We start from the raw sequence: 14,423 nt of genomic DNA on the forward strand, positions 1-14,423 counted from the left end.
CCCATGCCCAGTACGCCCGTGCGGGTGAGCGCCGCCGCGCTCGCCGCCCTCACCGCCCTGTCGTCCCTGTCGGCCTGCCGCGACTCGCGCGGCGGCGCCGACGCGTCCGGCGGCACCGTCAAGATCATGGTCGGCGGGATCGACAAGGTCATCTACCTGCCCGCCAAGCTGACCGAGCAGCTCGGCTACTTCAAGGAGCAGGGGCTGGACGTCCGGTTGCTCACCGAGCCGGCGGGCGCGCAGGCCGAGAACGTGCTGATCTCCGGCGACGTGCAGGCCGTCGTCGGCTTCTACGACCACTCCATCCACCTGCAGACCAAGGGCAAGTGCGTGGAGAGCGTCGTGCAGATGGCCGACGTGCCCGGCGAGGCCGAGATGGTGGCGGCCTCGAAGGCCCGGGAGTTGCCGTCGCCGGCCGCGTTCAAGGGCAGGAAGCTCGGCGTCACCAGCCCGGGCTCGTCCACCGACTTCATCACCCGCGCGCTCGCCGTGCGGAACGGAGTGAAGACGTCCGACTACACGACGGTGAAGGCGGGCGCCGGGCAGACGTTCATCTCCACGATGGACAACGGCGGCATCGACGCGGGCATGACGACCGACCCGACCATCGCCAAGCTCGTCAGCACCGGAAAGGCCGAGGTCATGGTCGAGATGCGCACCGAGGAGGGCACCCGGAAGGCGCTCGGCGGGCTGTACCCGTCCAGCTCCCTCTACATGGACTGCGCGTACGTGGCCTCGCACCCCGAGACCGTGCAGAAGCTCGCCAACGCGTTCGTGAAGACGCTCGGCTGGATCAAGGCGCACAAGCCCGCCGAGATCGCCGCGAAGATGCCGGAGGACTACGCGGGCGGCGACCCCGCGCTGTACGAGAAGGCGATCGGCGACTCGATCAGCATGTTCAACGGGGACGGGGTCATGAAGCCGGACGCGGCGGAGAACGTCCTGAAGGTGCTGGCGCAGTTCTCCCCCGAGGTGGGCGAGAAGAAGGACCAGATCGACCTGTCGAAGACCTACACGACCCGGTTCGCGACCAAGGCGAAGCAGTCCTGAGCGGGCGCCGGAGTCAGGGCCGGGCCCGCGCGGGGGCCCGGCCCACCGGCCCCGCGCGGGACCGTCAGCGCATCCGCCGGTCGGCGCGCCTGTCGTCGCGGTCCATGGCGGAGTAGAAGTCCATGTCGGCGTCGTCGTCGCGGTCGGAGCTCCAGCGGCGCGGCGCCCAGCTCGGCATCAGCAGCGCGAGCCCCATCATCGCGTACAGGCCGGAGCCGAGCAGCATCCGCAGCCCGGCGTCCATGTCGCCGGCGGGCGGCACCTTGCCGGGCAGGTCGAGGACGCGGCCGGGCTCGACCAGGAACCAGGCGGTGAGGCCGAGCAGCGCGAGCGCGGGCACCAGCGAGACCAGCGGCGACGCCCAGCGCGCGACGATGACCACGCCCATCACCAGGCCCACGGCCGCGAGCAGGGCGAACGCGCCGTAGATGCGGGTGCGGTCGGTGATCTCCTGCCCGGTGCCGTCGAAGGACTGCCCGGCCTGGACGTAGCCCCAGGCGGCGCCGTAGAGCAGCGCGGGTGTCAGCAGGACGCCGAGGACGAAGCCGAACGCATGGCGCACCGCGCATCACACCCTTCGCGCGCGCCCGCCGCCGGGCGCGACTGGTTCCGTGGCGCCCCAATGACAACACGCCAATCGGCTATAGCGCAGTAAATCCGTCCCAATGGCCGCCGACTCCGGCCTCGGCGGGGTTCTGCCGGGCGTTCCGCGCCCTCCCGGCGGCTGACCGTTTCATGGTGGTTCGTTTTGAACGCCATTGACCGGGCATCGGCGTCTCATTCGATCCGACGCACGTTGGAGGAGACAATGTCGACCGCGATATGGGTCGTCATCGCCGTAGTGGTCGTCGCCGCGGCCGTCGCGGCCGTGCACCTGGCACGGACCAGGTCGCGGACGCGGCGGCTCAAGCGGCGGTTCGGCCCGGAGTACGACCGGGTCCTGCGCGACGAGGGCGGCCGCGCCGCCGCCGAGCGGGAGCTGCGCTCCCGCGAGCAGCGCCACGAGGAGCTGGAGCTGCGGGAGCTCGACCCGCGGCGGCGCGAGGAATACCACGACCAGTGGGTCCGGGTCCAGGAGCGCTTCGTCGACACCCCGGAGGCGGCGGTCGAGCAGGCCGACGGCCTCGTCACGGTGGTGATGGGCGAGCGCGGCTACCCGACGCACGGGTTCGAGGACAAGGTCGCCCACCTGTCGGTGGAGCACGGACGGACGATGGAGCACTACCGGCGCGCCCACGCGATCAGCGGCCGGGCCGCGTCCCAGGAGGCGTCCACGGAGGACCTGCGGCAGGCCATGGTGCACTACCGCGCCCTGTTCGAGGAGCTGCTGGCGGCGCCCGGCCGGGAGCGGCACGGCCGGCACGCCGCGGACGGCCCGGCCGCCGAGCCCGCCGCCGAGGCCGCTACCGAGCCCGCCACCGGTCCGGCCGCCGAGGCGCCGCCCGCGCGGACGCCGTCCGCCGAGACCCGGAGGAGCTGACCCCCATGGAGCACAGGCGGCACGATGAGCGGGTCCCGGGGCCCGGCGTGCCCGGCGACACCCGCGTCGCCGGCCGCGCGCCCGAGCCCCCCGCGATGGACGGGCCCGGCCCCGTCCCGGACACCGCCCCCGACCCGATGCCCGCCCCCGGCCCGGCGCCGGCGCCCGTCCCGAGGCCGGCCCGGGGCCCGGCACCGGCCGCGGTGCCGGACGCGCTGTTCGACCCGGCCGAGACCGAGCGGTTCCGGGAGCGCTGGCGCGACGTCCAGTCCGCGTTCATCGACGATCCGGGCGCGTCGGTGCGCAAGGCGGACGAGCTGGCCGGCGAGGCGGTCGACGCCCTCGGTCGCGCGATCGCCGCGCACCGGCGGACGCTGTCCGGCGCGCTGGAGGGCGACGGCCCCGCCGACACCGAGCGGCTCCGGCTGGCGCTGCGCGGCTACCGGGACCTCCTGGACCGCATCTACGCCTCGTGACGGCCGGGACGAGGGCGCCCCGCGGCACCGCGGGGCGCCCTCCGCCTTCCGTGCGGATCCCGGTGATCAGCCGTTGAGGAACCGGTAGACGGCCTCGCGGCCCTGGGTTCCGCGTTCGCGGTTCTGGATGGAGTGCGAGGCGCCCTTCACCACGACGAGCGTGCCGCGCGGGGCGCGGCCGAGTTCCTCGCGCGCCCATTCGAGCGGTGTCGACAGGTCGCGGTCGCCGTTCAGCAGCAGGACGGGGACGGTGATCTTCGCCCGGTGCGGTTCGGCGGTGTGCCGCGACCAGGGCCAGTGCAGGCATTCCTGGACGAACCCGTTGCCGACCGCGGTGTCGGCGGTGAACGGCCAGGTGGCGCGGGCCGGGAGGTGCCGGCGCGTCCGCTCCAGCGCGGCCCGGCGCAGGGCGGGCGGGGTCTCCGACGTCCCCCAGGGGAAGTGGCCGTCGCCGCAGATCGTCGCGATGTGCAGGCCGGAGCTGTACCGGGTGACGTCGTCGCCGCCGGAGTCCATGATCTGCAGCAGCCGGTCGAGCCGCGCCGGGTCGCCGCGGCGGGCCTCGTGGATGGCGGCCACCGCGTCGCCCCAGCCGTTCGGCAGGGAGTTCTCGTCCCGGTAGGTCGGGTCGAGGAACTCGTAGGACACCAGCATGTCCCAGATGAGGACGGCGTCGTCGCGGTGGCGGGCGAGCCAGGCCAGGTCCTCCGCCGGGTCGAACCCGCACGCGGGCGCGGTCTCGCAGGCGTCCCGCAGGACGCGCGCGGTGGCCCGCAGGCCCGTGAGGTAGAGCATGTCGTCGCGCTGCGGGTCGACGTGCGGCAGCACCGAGTCCAGGACGAGCCTGCTCACGTGCCGCGGGTACCGGACGGCGTAGCTCGCGCCGGTCATGGTGCCGTAGGAGACGCCGTCCACGGTCATCTTCCGCACGCCGAGCGCCTGCCGCAGCACCTCGAGGTCGCCGACGGTCTGCTCGGTGGTGAAGTAGTGCCGCCGGTCCCCGAGGACGCCGGCGCATTCATCGACCGCCGCGGGCGCGGGCGGCTCGATGTCGCTGCTGCCGACCTCCGCCTGCAGCGTCGGGCAGTCGATCGCGCCGAACTCGCCCGTGCCGCGCTGGTCGATCATGACGAACCGGTAGTTCTCCGCGAGCTCCGGCATCCGCGCGGAGATCCCGTCGATGAACGGGACGCCGGGCTGGCCCGGCCCGCCGGTGAGGAAGAGCAGGACCCCCTTGGGCGCGCCCGCGTCGTCCGCCATCGCGACCTGGAGCCTCAGGGTGCCCTTGCCGGGATTCCGGTGGTCGAGCGGGACGGTCAGGAACGCGCAGGTGAACCCGGTCTTGCCCGCGCACGGGTGCGGGTCGGCCAAGCGCGGCGGGGACGGTGCGGGCGGGGGCGCTGTGGGTGCTGCGGCCGCCGTCGCCCCGCCGGATGCGGCGAGGGCGAGGGTGAGGGCGAACACCGCGGTGAGACGTGATCGCATGTGATGATCACCACTCGGTTCCGCGGCGCGGGCGGGGATCTCGCCGGATCCGGCCATCCGCGCGCCGCCCGCCGGGCCGTCCCCAGCCGCCTCCGGTGCGTGCTCCGGGCGGGTTCCGGGCGGGTTCCGGGGCGCGGGACCTCGTCAGGCGGGCGGCGAAGGTGAATACTGAATCTCGTTCGGTAACCCCCTGAGCGGAGGATCAACGGTGTCCGAGACCTTCTCGATGACCATCGACGGCGCGGCCGTGGACGCGCCCGGCACCTTCGGGGTGATCAACCCGGCGACCGGCGAGGTGGCCGAGCAGGCGCCCGACGCCTCCAGGGAGCAGCTCGACGCGGCGATGGCCGCGGCGCTGGCCGCCGGCGCCGAGTGGCGCCGCGACGAGTCCGTGCGCCGCAAGGCGCTGCTCGCGGCGGCCGACGTCATGTTCGCGCGGTCGGAGGAGATCGGCCGCATCCTGACCCTGGAGCAGGGCAAGCCGCTCGCCGACGCGACCATGGAGGTCGTCGGCGCCGGCGTCTGGCTGAAGTACTTCGCCGAGCTGGAACTGCCCCGCGAGGTGATCCAGGACGACGCGAGCGCGCTGGTCGAGGTCGTCCGCCGCCCGATGGGCGTGGTCGCCGCGATCACCCCGTGGAACTTCCCGCTGCTGCTCGGCGTGTGGAAGATCGCGCCGGCGCTGCTCGCGGGCAACACGATGGTCCTCAAGCCGTCCCCGTTCACCCCGCTGTCCAGCCTGAAGCTCGGCGAGGTGCTGCGCGACGTGCTGCCGCCCGGCGTGCTGAACGTCGTCACCGGCGGCGACGAGCTCGGCGCCTGGATGACCGCGCACGACGTCCCCCGCAAGATCAGCTTCACCGGCAGTGTCGCGACCGGCAAGCGGGTCGCCGCCGCGGCGGCCCCCGACCTCAAGCGCGTCACGCTGGAGCTCGGCGGCAACGACCCCGCGATCCTGCTGGACGACGCCGACCCCGCCGCGGTCGCCGACCGGCTGTTCGGCGCCGCGTTCCAGAACAACGGCCAGGTCTGCTCGGCGATCAAGCGCGTGTACGTGCCGGAGGCGCTCTACGGGGACGTGGTCGACGCCCTCGCCGAGCGGGCGAAGGCCGCCAGGGTCGGCGACGGCATGCGGGAGGGCGTCCAGTACGGGCCGATCAACAACAGGCCGCAGTACGAGCGGGTCTCGGAGCTGGTCGCCGACGCGCTCGCGGGCGGCGCCCGCGCCGCGGCGGGCGGCGGGCCCGTCGACGGCCCCGGCTACTTCTTCGAGCCCACGATCCTCGCCGACATCGAGGACGGCGCCCGGATCGTGGACGAGGAGCAGTTCGGCCCCGCGCTGCCGATCGTGAAGTACACCGACGTCGAGGAGGCGCTCGCCCGCGCCAACGGCACCCACTTCGGGCTGTCCGGCTCGGTGTGGGGCACCGACGCCGACCGGGCCGCCGAGGTCGCCGGGCGGCTGGAGTGCGGCACCGCCTGGGTCAACACCCACCTGGCGCTCGCCCCGCACCAGCCGTTCGGCGGGTTCAAGTGGAGCGGCGTCGGCGTCGAGAACGGGCCGTGGGGCCTCTACGGCTTCACCGAGCTCCAGGTGATCCACCGCTCCAGGCTCTGAACGGACCGGGCGCGTACTACATGAGCGGAAAGTCACGACTTCGAGTCCGGAAAGTGACACGGCCACTACTGGCGGTCGGCTCCTGGAATGGGACACTTTCTGAGCGGGGGCCGTGGAGACCGCACCGCGACCTGTGAAGGAGCCGCATGCAAACGTGGGACGTCATGCGTCGGGACGATCTCGGAAACACCTTCCACGTGGCCTCCCACGACTCGCGCATATCGGCGTTGGCGCAGGTCCTGGTGATGGAGAGCGGCGTCCGGCACAAGCAGACCTACTGGGTCGAGGGGCCGCCGGGTCCCGCCGTCCGCACCAACCGCGACCTGTACCTGGTGTTCCTGCACCTCGGCCAGGAGGCGCGGGCCGCGTCCTGGTCGCTGTCGGCGTTCCTGCGGTCCCTGTGGAAGGTCAGCGCTCCGCTGAGTGACCAGGCCCGGCTGGAACCCGACGACGTGGCGGCGATGTTCGCGGCGGCGTCCACGACCCCGCCCGCCGACGTCGACCCGGCGTGGAGCGTCAAGGACCTGTCGCTGCCCGGCGCCGAGCCGGACGGGTACGCCGACTGGGAGCGGGTCCTGCTGTCCCAGATCGCCGACCTGGAGGACTTCCTCGTCCACCCGCCGGGCCCGCAGGCGCGGTTCGGCGTGGACGCGCCCCGCCCGCCCGGCTCGGGCGCCCGCGCCACCCCGGCCCGCTGGTACAACTTCGACCCGGCGACGTACCTGGAGTGCGCGGTCGCCGGCAGCCTCGGCGGCTGGGACGCCGCCGACGGCGCCCGCGTGCCGCTGCCGCCCCGGCCCGGGGAGCCGCCCGCGCGCTCCTACGTCCGCACGATCACCACCATGACCTGGGACGACCTGGCCCGCATCGCGGTGTGCGGGCAGGTGTACGAGTAGTCCCGTTCCGCCCCCGGGTCCTGTCGGACCCGCGTGGTAGGACTGGGAGCATGAGCGACAGGCCGGTCGAGCTGACCGACCGGGGCGGCTGGTGGCTGGCGCAGGGCCGCCCGCACCCCGCCCTGCGCCCGTTCCTGCGCTCCTACGACGGCTACTGGGAGACGGCCGCCGTCCCCACCCGGATGCGCACGCTGCCCACCCGCACCACCGTCGTGATCATCAACCTGGGCACGCCGCTGTACCTGGAGGTCCCCGACCCCGGCGTCCGCGACCGCGAGTACGGGTCGTTCGTCGCCGGGATGCACGACGGCCACGGCATGTACGTGAGCCCCGGCGGGCAGCGCGGCATCCAGCTCGACGTGACGCCGCTCGGCGCCTACACGCTGCTCGGCGTCCCGATGGCCCACCTCACCAACGCGGCGGCCGACCTGCCCGACCTGCTCGGCCGGGACGCGGACGCGCTGGTCGAGCGGCTCGCCGCCGCCCCCTCCTGGGGCGCGCGCTTCGACATCCTGGACGGCTTCCTGCTGCGCCGCCTCGACGCCGGCCCCGTCCCCGACCGGGAGGTGGCGCGGGCGTGGCGGCTGCTCGACGGCGACCCCGCCGTCTCGGTCGCCGACCTCGCCGCCGACGTCGGCTGGAGCCGCAAGCACCTGACGAACCGGTTCCGCGAGCAGGCGGGGCTGCCGCCCAAGGTGATGGCGCGGGTGCTCCGCTTCCGGCGCGCGGTCGGGCTGCTGACCGGCGGCGCCGGCTTCGCCGAGGCCGCGTTCGCCTGCGGCTACTACGACCAGGCCCACCTCAACCGCGAGTTCCGCGCGCTGTCGGGCTGCACGCCGACCGAGCTGATCGGCGGGCAGCTCGAGCAGCAGCGCATCAGCACCCTCTCCGAACCCGCCTGACGCGGAGGCGGTCAGCCCTGGTGGACGCCGCCGCCGAGGTTCATCACGACGACCCCGATCACGATGATCACCGCGCCGGCGATCGTGAGGGGCTTGAGCTGCTCGCCGAACAGCAGGACGCCGCCGGCGAACGCGCCGATCGTGCCGAGCGCCGACCAGATCGCGTAGACCGGGCCGACGTTCAGCGACGTCAGCGCCTTCGCCATGAACACGAACGAGACCAGGTACCCGGCGACCACGATCAGGGACGGCCACAGCCTCGTGAACCCCTCGGAGGCCCGCATCGCCAGCGTCGCCGTCACCTCGAACGCGATCGCGAACCCGAGCAGCACGAACGGCATCAGCGCGCCTCTCCGTACTCGGCCGCGATCGCCTCGAACACCTTCATGTCGGCCTCCCACGGCGTGCCGGGGCGCGGCCAGTGCAGCACGATCTCGGTGATGCCGAGCTCGGCGTAGCGTCCCGCGAGGTCGGCGAACGCCTCCGGCGACTCCAGCCACGGCTCGTCGGTGAACCCCGTCATGAAGATCAGGTCGTCGAGTTCGCGGCCCTCCTCCTCGCACGCGGCCCCGAGCGCGGCGAGCCGGGAGCGCACGGCGTCGTACGGCTCCACGCCCTCGGCGCCGCCGCCGGTGACCCAGCCGGTGCCGTGCCGGGCCGCGACCCGCATGCCGCGCGGCCCGTCCCCGGCGATGACGAACGGCACCCGCGGGCGCTGGACGCAGCCGGGCTCCGCGATCACGTCCCGCGCGGTGTAGTAGTCGCCCTCGAAGGTCGTCTTCGGCCCGGTCAGCAGCCGGTCGAGCAGCTCCGTCCACTCGGCGAAGCGGGAGGCGCGCTCGCCCGGCGTCCACGCGTCCCCGCCGAGGACGCCCGCGTCGGAGGCGCGGTGCGTGCCGCCCGACCCGATCCCGATGGTGGCGCGCCCGCCGCTCACGTGGTCGATCGTCCTGATCGCGTGCGCGGTGGGGACGGGATGCCGGAAGTTCGGCGAGGTCACCATGGTGCCGATCCGGATCCGCGAGGTCACCGCCGCGGCGGCGGCCAGCGTCGTGTACGCGTCGTACCAGGGGGTCGTGCCCCGCCAGGCGAGGTGGTCGTAGACCCAGGCGTGCCGGAACCCGAGGTCCTCGGCGCGCCGCCACAGCTCCCCCGCCTCGGGCCAGGACTGCATCGGCCACATCACCGTGCCGATCTTCGGTGCCGCCACCCGTTCCTCCGCTCTCGTCATGCCCGGACCGATCATGCCCGGAACCGATCATGCCCTGGTCTCGGCGATCCACCGGCGCAGGGCCCACCACCAGTGCGCGGTGCGCGCCACGGCGGCGCCGCCCGCCGGGTCGGACAGCGGGCGGCCGGTCAGCTCCCGCAGCCGCCGGATCCGGTACTTGACGGTGTTGCCGTGGACGTGCAGCGCCGCCGCCGCCGACTCGATCCGGCCGCCGTGGTCGAGGTAGGCCAGCGCCGTCTCGGCCAGCTCCAGGTGGAAGGGGTCGTCCCGGTCGAGGCCGGACAGCAGCGCGGCGGCGAGCAGGCCGCCCAGCTCCGGCTCGGCCTCGGTGGCGGTGAGCAGCGCGAGGTCGGCCAGCTCCCGCATGCCGGTGAGCCCGGCGCCGGCGCCCGCCCGCAGCGCCCGGCGCCCCAGCCCGTACACCGGCGCGACCTCGGCGGGGCGCACCGGCGGCGCGGCCACCAGCAGCGGACCGGACCGCGCGGGACCGGCCGCCGGCTCCGGCAGCCGGGCGACGAGAGCGGCGAACCGGCCGTCCACCAGCCCGCACAGGCCGGGCCCGGCGGCGGTCAGCTCCGTCTCCAGCCGCGCCGCGACCACCGGGTCGCTGACGTCGGACACCACGCAGTGGTACGCGCCGTCCGCGTCGAGCGGCGCGCCGACCGGGACGGCCTCGCCGTGCAGCAGCTGCCGCAGCAGCTGGACGCGGGCCTCCCGCGCGGTCCGGGCCATCTCCAGCTCGGTGACCCGGTGCGCGTGGACCATCCGGTGGACGAGCGCGGTGGTGATCTCGTCGATGCGGGTCACGCCGTCCAGCAGCACGGCGTCCGGCACCTCCAGGCGGCGGCCCTCCGCGACGAGCATCCGGACGAGGTGGGCGCGGCCCGCCTGGAAGCCGTCCAGGAACGCCGCGACGGGCACGCCCTGCCGCGCCCGGTCCGAGCCGAGCCGCTCCGCCGCCGCGAGGACGTCCGCTCCGGGCCCGCCGTCCTCCAGCGCGGCGAGCACCCCCCGCACGAGGGCGCGGACGTGCCTGCGGGTCTCCTCCTCCGGCAGCGCCGCCACGAGCTCGGACCGCCCGCGCGCGGCGCGGACCGTCGCCTCCAGCACCACCGGGTCGCCGCTGTGCTCGATCAGCAGCCGCAGGAACCGGTCGCCCGTGCCCACCTCCATCCCTGCATTCTGCCGCGCCGTTGTCCCGTCCGGACAACCGGGCGCGGGGCGGTTGGGCCGCTCCGGTCTAGCGGCGCGACGCCGCCATGGTGTTCGGTTGGGGGAAGACGAGCCTGAGGAGTCGCACCGATGTCCGATGAGGACGAGTTCCTGGAGAAGCTGCCGACCGACCTGATCTTCCGGCTGCCGCCCTCGTTCGACGACGTCGCGGACGAGCGCCGGCACCGCAAGGAGCGGCTGGCCGCCGCGCTGCGCATCTTCGGGAAGTTCGGCTTCGAGGAGGGCGTGGCGGGGCACATCACCGCGCGCGACCCCGAGCGCACCGACCACTTCTGGGTCAACCCGTTCGGCATGTCGTTCAAGCACATCAAGGTCAGCGACCTGATCCTGGTGAACCACGAGGGCAAGGTCGTCGAGGGCCGCTACCCGGTCAACGAGGCCGCGTTCGCGATCCACTCCCAGGTGCACCAGGCGCGCCCGGACGTGGTCGCCGCCGCGCACAGCCACTCCACCTACGGGCGGGCGGTCTCCGCGCTCGGCCGGAAGCTGGAGCCGATCACCCAGGACGTGTGCGCGTTCTACCAGGACCACGGCCTGTTCGACGACTACACGGGCGTCGTCACCGACCTGGAGGAGGGCAAGCGCATCGCCGCCGCCCTCGGCGGCCACAAGGCCGTCATCCTGCGCAACCACGGCCTGCTGACCGTCGGCGACACCGTGGACGCCGCCGCCTGGTGGTTCATCACGATGGAGCGCTCCTGCCAGGTGCAGCTCCTCGCCAAGGCCGCCGGCGAGGTCGTGCCCATCGAGCACGACAACGCCGTCCTGACCCACGAGCAGATCGGCAACGACCTGGTCGGCTGGATCAACTACCAGCCCCTCTACGACCAGATCACCCGCGAGCAGCCGGACCTGTTCGAGTAGTCCGGACTCCCCGGCCTAGGAGGCGGAGTCGGCGGTGTCGGGTTCGGTGAGCGGGAGCAGCACCTGGAAGCGGGTGTCGCCCGGCAGGGACCGCACCCGGATGTCGCCGCCGTGGCGCCCGACCACGATGCGCCAGGAGATGTCGAGGCCGAGGCCGGTGCCCTCCCCCACCGGCTTGGTGGTGAAGAACGGCGTGTAGATGCGGTCGAGGTTCTCCTCGGGGATGCCGACCCCGGTGTCGCCGATCTCCACCAGCGCGTGGTCGTTCTCCCGCGCGGTCCGGACGGTGAGGGTGCCCGACCCCTGCATCGCCTGCAGCGCGTTGACGATCAGGTTCGTCCACACCTGGTTCAGCTCCGCCGCGTAGACCGGGACGGGCGGCAGCGACTCGTCGTAGTCGACCTTCACCGTCACGTCCGGCCCGAACTTGCGCTTGAGCATGGTGAGCGTGCTGTCCAGCAGCTCGCGCAGGTCGGCGCGCTGGTAGGCGGCCCGGTCGAGCTGGGAGTACTGGCGGGCCGAGTCCAGCAGCGCGGTGATGCGGCCCATCGCGTCGGAGATCTCCGCCTGCAGCTGCGCGACCTCCAGCACCTCGGCGAGCCAGCGCATCGCCGCCGGGAGGTGCTCGCCGGCCGCGCCCGCGACCTCCTCGGCCTGCTCGATCCCGATGCCGGCGGAGACCAGGCCGGGCGCGAGGTCCCACGCCTCGCCGACGCCGTGGTCCTCCAGCCAGTCGCCGAGCTCGTCCTCGGCGTCGCTGACCTCCAGCGGGCTGCGGCGGCCGCCCGGCGGGGCGGGCAGCGCCGGGCGCAGCGACACGAGCGCGCTGAGGTGCGTGCAGTCGACCCCCTGCGCGGCGAGGTCGGCGAGCGTCCGCTGCGAGGCCAGCAGGCGGTCGCCGAGCTCGGCGCTGGCCCGCGCCGCCGCCGCGGCCGGGTTGTTCAGCTCGTGGGTGAGCCCGGCGGTGAGCGTGCCGAGCGCGGTGAGCCGCTCCCGCTGGTCCACGATCCGCCGCGCGTTGGACATCCCGAAGAAGATGCCCTCCAGCAGGTGCGCGCCCATCGGGAACCACTTGCGGACGGCCTTGGAGAACTTGCGGGCCGGCAGCCGGAAGACCCGCGCCGGGCCGGTCGCCCGCAGCGTGTGCTGGTACTTCTGCTCGATCTTGTCGCCCAGGTAGGCCTGCACGGCGCCGCCGTAGGTGCCGGGACGGGACGTCCGGCTGACCTCGACCGCGTGCCCCCGCACCGTCTGGGTCATCACCATCTCGCCGTCGAGCAGCACGTACAGGAACTCCGCGGGGTCGCCCTGCGCGCAGATCACGCCGTTCTCGGGGAACGCCTCGACCGTCCCGCACTCCGACAGCCAGCCGAGCTTCTCCTCGTCGAGGGACTCGAAGAGGAACAGCCCCCGCAGCTCCTCCGGCGATGCCGTGTCCATGCCCGCTCCTATGCCTGCTCCAGATAGCGGTGGACGAGGGCGACGGCCATCGCGCCGTCGCCGACCGCCGAGGCGACCCGCTTCATCGACTCGGCGCGGACGTCGCCCGCGGCGAACACGCCGGGGACGCTCGTCTCCAGGTGGTAGGGCTGGCGCGACAGCGGCCAGCGCGCCGGGCGGCGTCCTCCGGCGACGAGGTCGGGGCCGGTCAGCACGTAGCCGCGCGGGTCGCGCTCGACGAAGCCGTCCAGCCACGCGGTGCCCGGCTCGGCGCCGATGAACACGAACAGCCAGTGCGCGTCGATCGTCACCTTGCCCGCCGGGGAGGCGAACGTGAGCCGCTCCAGCCGGTCGGCGCCCTCCGCCGCGCACACGGTCTTCCCGGTGTGGACCTCGATGTTGGGCGTCGCCTCGATCTGCTCGATCAGGTAGTGCGACATCGACCGCTCCAGGCCGTCCGCCCGGACGATGACGTGCACCTTCCGCGCGTAGCGGGCGAGGTACACCGCGGCCTGCCCGGCGGAGTTGGCGCCGCCGACGACGGCGACCTCCTCGTCCTTGCACTCGGGGGCCTCGGTGAGCGCGGCGCCGTAGTAGACGCCGCGGCCGACGTAGTCCTCCACGCCCTCGGCCTGGAGGCGCCGGTAGGAGACGCCGGTCGCGAGGATGACCGCGTGGGCGGCGATCTCCGTGCCGTCCGACAGCCGCGCCACCCGCGCGGTGCCGCGCGCCTCCAGCGCGGTGACCTCCCCGGCCTGCAGCAGCTCGGCGCCGAACCGGCCGGCCTGCCGGCGGGCCCGGTCGGCGAGCTGCGCCCCGGTCACCCCGTCGGGGAAGCCGAGGTAGTTCTCGATGCGGGAGCTCTGCCCGGCCTGCCCGCCGAGGGCGTGCCGCTCGACGACGACCGTCCTCAGCCCCTCCGACGCCCCGTACACGGCCGCGCCGAGCCCCGACGGCCCGCCGCCCACGACGATCAGGTCGTAGAACCCGGTGGACGGGGTGCTGGACAGCCCGATCGCGGCGGCCAGCTCGGTGTCGGACGGCGCCGACAGCGTGCCGCCGTCCGCCTTCACCACCAGCGGCAGCTCCGGCGCCCCGGCCGCGGCGATCAGCTCGGCGCCCTCCTCGTCGGTGTCCATCAGCCACGTGTAAGGCACCTGGTTGCGGGCGAGCAGGTCGCGGACCTCGTAGCAGCGGGACGACCAGCGGTGCCCCACCACGCGCAGCTCGCCGGGCGGGCGCCGGTCGGCGCGCGCCCACGCGTCCAGCAGCTCGTCGATCACCGGGTAGAACTTCTCCTCCGGCGGATCCCACGGCTTCAGCAGGTAGTGGTCGAGGTCGACGTCGTTGATCGCGCGGATCGCCGCGTCGGTCTCGGCGTAGGCGGTGAGCAGGACGCGGCGCGCGAACGGGAACAGGTCCATCGCGTGCTCCAGGAACTCCACGCCGTCCATCCCGGGCATCCGGTGGTCGGCGAGCAGCACGGCGGTGTCCTCGCCGCGCAGCCGCAGCTCGCTCAGCGCGTCCAGGGCCTGCCGGCCCGACTCGGCCCGGACGATCCGGTACGACTCGGCGTACCTGCGGCGCAGGTCCCGCGCGACGGCCCGGGACACCCCCGGATCATCGTCGACGGTCAGCAGCACTGGTTTGGGCACGCGTCCCCCTCTATCGCCAGAACCCGCCTGAAATCCTACGTGGCCCAGGCCACTCCGGCACGCCCCGGCACCCCCGCGTCCCGGCCGCGGACC

At 73.9% G+C, this 14,423-nt stretch carries 14 protein-coding genes; 7 read left to right on the forward strand and 7 right to left on the reverse strand.

From position 1 onward, the window contains the following. The first annotated feature begins 3 nt into the window (after nucleotides 1–3). On the forward strand, nucleotides 4–1,050 hold the full coding sequence (locus ABFX46_RS21050; protein ID WP_346044426.1) for an ABC transporter substrate-binding protein: 1,047 nt from the start codon (nucleotides 4–6) through the stop codon (nucleotides 1,048–1,050). 64 nt (nucleotides 1,051–1,114) lie between these two features. Here ABFX46_RS21050 and ABFX46_RS21055 read toward each other — a convergent pair whose 3' ends face one another. Then, nucleotides 1,115–1,612, reverse strand: coding sequence for a hypothetical protein (locus ABFX46_RS21055; RefSeq protein ID WP_346044428.1), 498 nt, complete (start codon nucleotides 1,610–1,612; stop codon nucleotides 1,115–1,117). 246 nt (nucleotides 1,613–1,858) lie between these two features. Between ABFX46_RS21055 and ABFX46_RS21060 the strand changes: the two genes are divergently transcribed. Continuing rightward, nucleotides 1,859–2,530 carry a hypothetical protein gene (locus ABFX46_RS21060; protein WP_346044430.1) on the forward strand — a complete coding sequence of 224 codons (672 nt, stop codon included), beginning with the start codon at nucleotides 1,859–1,861 and terminating at the stop codon, nucleotides 2,528–2,530. Nucleotides 2,531–2,535: 5 nt separating this feature from the next. Next, a complete protein-coding gene (locus ABFX46_RS21065; RefSeq protein WP_346044432.1) occupies nucleotides 2,536–3,006 on the forward strand; it encodes a hypothetical protein in 471 nt (156 codons plus the stop codon). 66 nt (nucleotides 3,007–3,072) lie between these two features. Here ABFX46_RS21065 and ABFX46_RS21070 read toward each other — a convergent pair whose 3' ends face one another. Then, on the reverse strand, nucleotides 3,073–4,491 hold the full coding sequence (locus ABFX46_RS21070) for an alpha/beta fold hydrolase (RefSeq protein WP_346044433.1): 1,419 nt from the start codon (nucleotides 4,489–4,491) through the stop codon (nucleotides 3,073–3,075). Nucleotides 4,492–4,699: 208 nt separating this feature from the next. On the opposite strand from ABFX46_RS21070, the gene ABFX46_RS21075 reads away from it, so the two are divergent. The 3 genes from ABFX46_RS21075 to ABFX46_RS21085 all read left to right on the forward strand — a co-directional run bounded on the left by ABFX46_RS21075 (nucleotide 4,700) and on the right by ABFX46_RS21085 (nucleotide 7,907). Further along, nucleotides 4,700–6,109 carry an aldehyde dehydrogenase family protein gene (locus tag ABFX46_RS21075; RefSeq protein ID WP_346044434.1) on the forward strand — a complete coding sequence of 470 codons (1,410 nt, stop codon included), beginning with the start codon at nucleotides 4,700–4,702 and terminating at the stop codon, nucleotides 6,107–6,109. Nucleotides 6,110–6,255: 146 nt separating this feature from the next. Further along, complete coding sequence (locus tag ABFX46_RS21080) at nucleotides 6,256–7,005, forward strand: hypothetical protein (RefSeq protein ID WP_346044435.1); 750 nt, start codon at nucleotides 6,256–6,258, stop codon at nucleotides 7,003–7,005. Nucleotides 7,006–7,055: 50 nt separating this feature from the next. Beyond that, nucleotides 7,056–7,907: a helix-turn-helix domain-containing protein gene (locus tag ABFX46_RS21085; protein WP_346044436.1), complete on the forward strand. Its 852-nt coding sequence runs from the start codon at nucleotides 7,056–7,058 to the stop codon at nucleotides 7,905–7,907. Nucleotides 7,908–7,918: 11 nt separating this feature from the next. Here ABFX46_RS21085 and ABFX46_RS21090 read toward each other — a convergent pair whose 3' ends face one another. From ABFX46_RS21090 to ABFX46_RS21100, 3 genes are read right to left on the reverse strand one after another with little or no spacing between them, the layout of a single operon-like run. Next, on the reverse strand, nucleotides 7,919–8,248 hold the full coding sequence (locus ABFX46_RS21090) for a DMT family transporter (protein WP_131943769.1): 330 nt from the start codon (nucleotides 8,246–8,248) through the stop codon (nucleotides 7,919–7,921). Further along, complete coding sequence (locus ABFX46_RS21095) at nucleotides 8,248–9,138, reverse strand: LLM class flavin-dependent oxidoreductase (protein WP_346044438.1); 891 nt, start codon at nucleotides 9,136–9,138, stop codon at nucleotides 8,248–8,250. Before ABFX46_RS21095 ends, ABFX46_RS21090 begins: the two co-directional genes overlap by 1 nt. Before the next feature lie 27 nt (nucleotides 9,139–9,165). After that, nucleotides 9,166–10,311 (reverse strand): helix-turn-helix domain-containing protein, encoded by a 1,146-nt coding sequence (locus ABFX46_RS21100; protein ID WP_346044440.1) that lies wholly within the window; start codon nucleotides 10,309–10,311, stop codon nucleotides 9,166–9,168. Between the two features lie 129 nt (nucleotides 10,312–10,440). On the opposite strand from ABFX46_RS21100, the gene ABFX46_RS21105 reads away from it, so the two are divergent. Further along, a complete protein-coding gene (locus tag ABFX46_RS21105) occupies nucleotides 10,441–11,235 on the forward strand; it encodes a class II aldolase/adducin family protein (RefSeq protein WP_346044441.1) in 795 nt (264 codons plus the stop codon). A gap of 15 nt (nucleotides 11,236–11,250) precedes the next feature. Here ABFX46_RS21105 and ABFX46_RS21110 read toward each other — a convergent pair whose 3' ends face one another. Beyond that, nucleotides 11,251–12,675 carry an ATP-binding protein gene (locus tag ABFX46_RS21110; protein ID WP_346044443.1) on the reverse strand — a complete coding sequence of 475 codons (1,425 nt, stop codon included), beginning with the start codon at nucleotides 12,673–12,675 and terminating at the stop codon, nucleotides 11,251–11,253. A gap of 8 nt (nucleotides 12,676–12,683) precedes the next feature. Further along, nucleotides 12,684–14,330: an FAD-dependent oxidoreductase gene (locus tag ABFX46_RS21115; RefSeq protein ID WP_346044445.1), complete on the reverse strand. Its 1,647-nt coding sequence runs from the start codon at nucleotides 14,328–14,330 to the stop codon at nucleotides 12,684–12,686. Between the last annotated feature and the right edge of the window lie 93 nt (nucleotides 14,331–14,423).

It is taken from the genome of Actinomadura chokoriensis (genome assembly GCF_039529475.1).
Lineage (GTDB): Bacteria > Actinomycetota > Actinomycetes > Streptosporangiales > Streptosporangiaceae > Spirillospora > Spirillospora bangladeshensis.

Bases quoted from the DNA above. Each gene is read 5' to 3' on its own strand.
- ABFX46_RS21050 (WP_346044426.1), top strand. From the start codon at position 4: ATGCCCAGTACGCCCGTGCGGGTGAGCGCCGCCGCGCTCGCCGCCCTC.
- ABFX46_RS21060 (WP_346044430.1), top strand. From the start codon at position 1,859: ATGTCGACCGCGATATGGGTCGTCATCGCCGTAGTGGTCGTCGCCGCG.
- ABFX46_RS21065 (WP_346044432.1), top strand. From the start codon at position 2,536: ATGGAGCACAGGCGGCACGATGAGCGGGTCCCGGGGCCCGGCGTGCCC.
- ABFX46_RS21070 (WP_346044433.1), bottom strand. From the start codon at position 4,491: ATGCGATCACGTCTCACCGCGGTGTTCGCCCTCACCCTCGCCCTCGCC.
- ABFX46_RS21080 (WP_346044435.1), top strand. From the start codon at position 6,256: ATGCAAACGTGGGACGTCATGCGTCGGGACGATCTCGGAAACACCTTC.
- ABFX46_RS21085 (WP_346044436.1), top strand. From the start codon at position 7,056: ATGAGCGACAGGCCGGTCGAGCTGACCGACCGGGGCGGCTGGTGGCTG.
- ABFX46_RS21090 (WP_131943769.1), bottom strand. From the start codon at position 8,248: ATGCCGTTCGTGCTGCTCGGGTTCGCGATCGCGTTCGAGGTGACGGCG.
- ABFX46_RS21095 (WP_346044438.1), bottom strand. From the start codon at position 9,138: ATGACGAGAGCGGAGGAACGGGTGGCGGCACCGAAGATCGGCACGGTG.
- ABFX46_RS21100 (WP_346044440.1), bottom strand. From the start codon at position 10,311: ATGGAGGTGGGCACGGGCGACCGGTTCCTGCGGCTGCTGATCGAGCAC.
- ABFX46_RS21105 (WP_346044441.1), top strand. From the start codon at position 10,441: ATGTCCGATGAGGACGAGTTCCTGGAGAAGCTGCCGACCGACCTGATC.
- ABFX46_RS21110 (WP_346044443.1), bottom strand. From the start codon at position 12,675: ATGGACACGGCATCGCCGGAGGAGCTGCGGGGGCTGTTCCTCTTCGAG.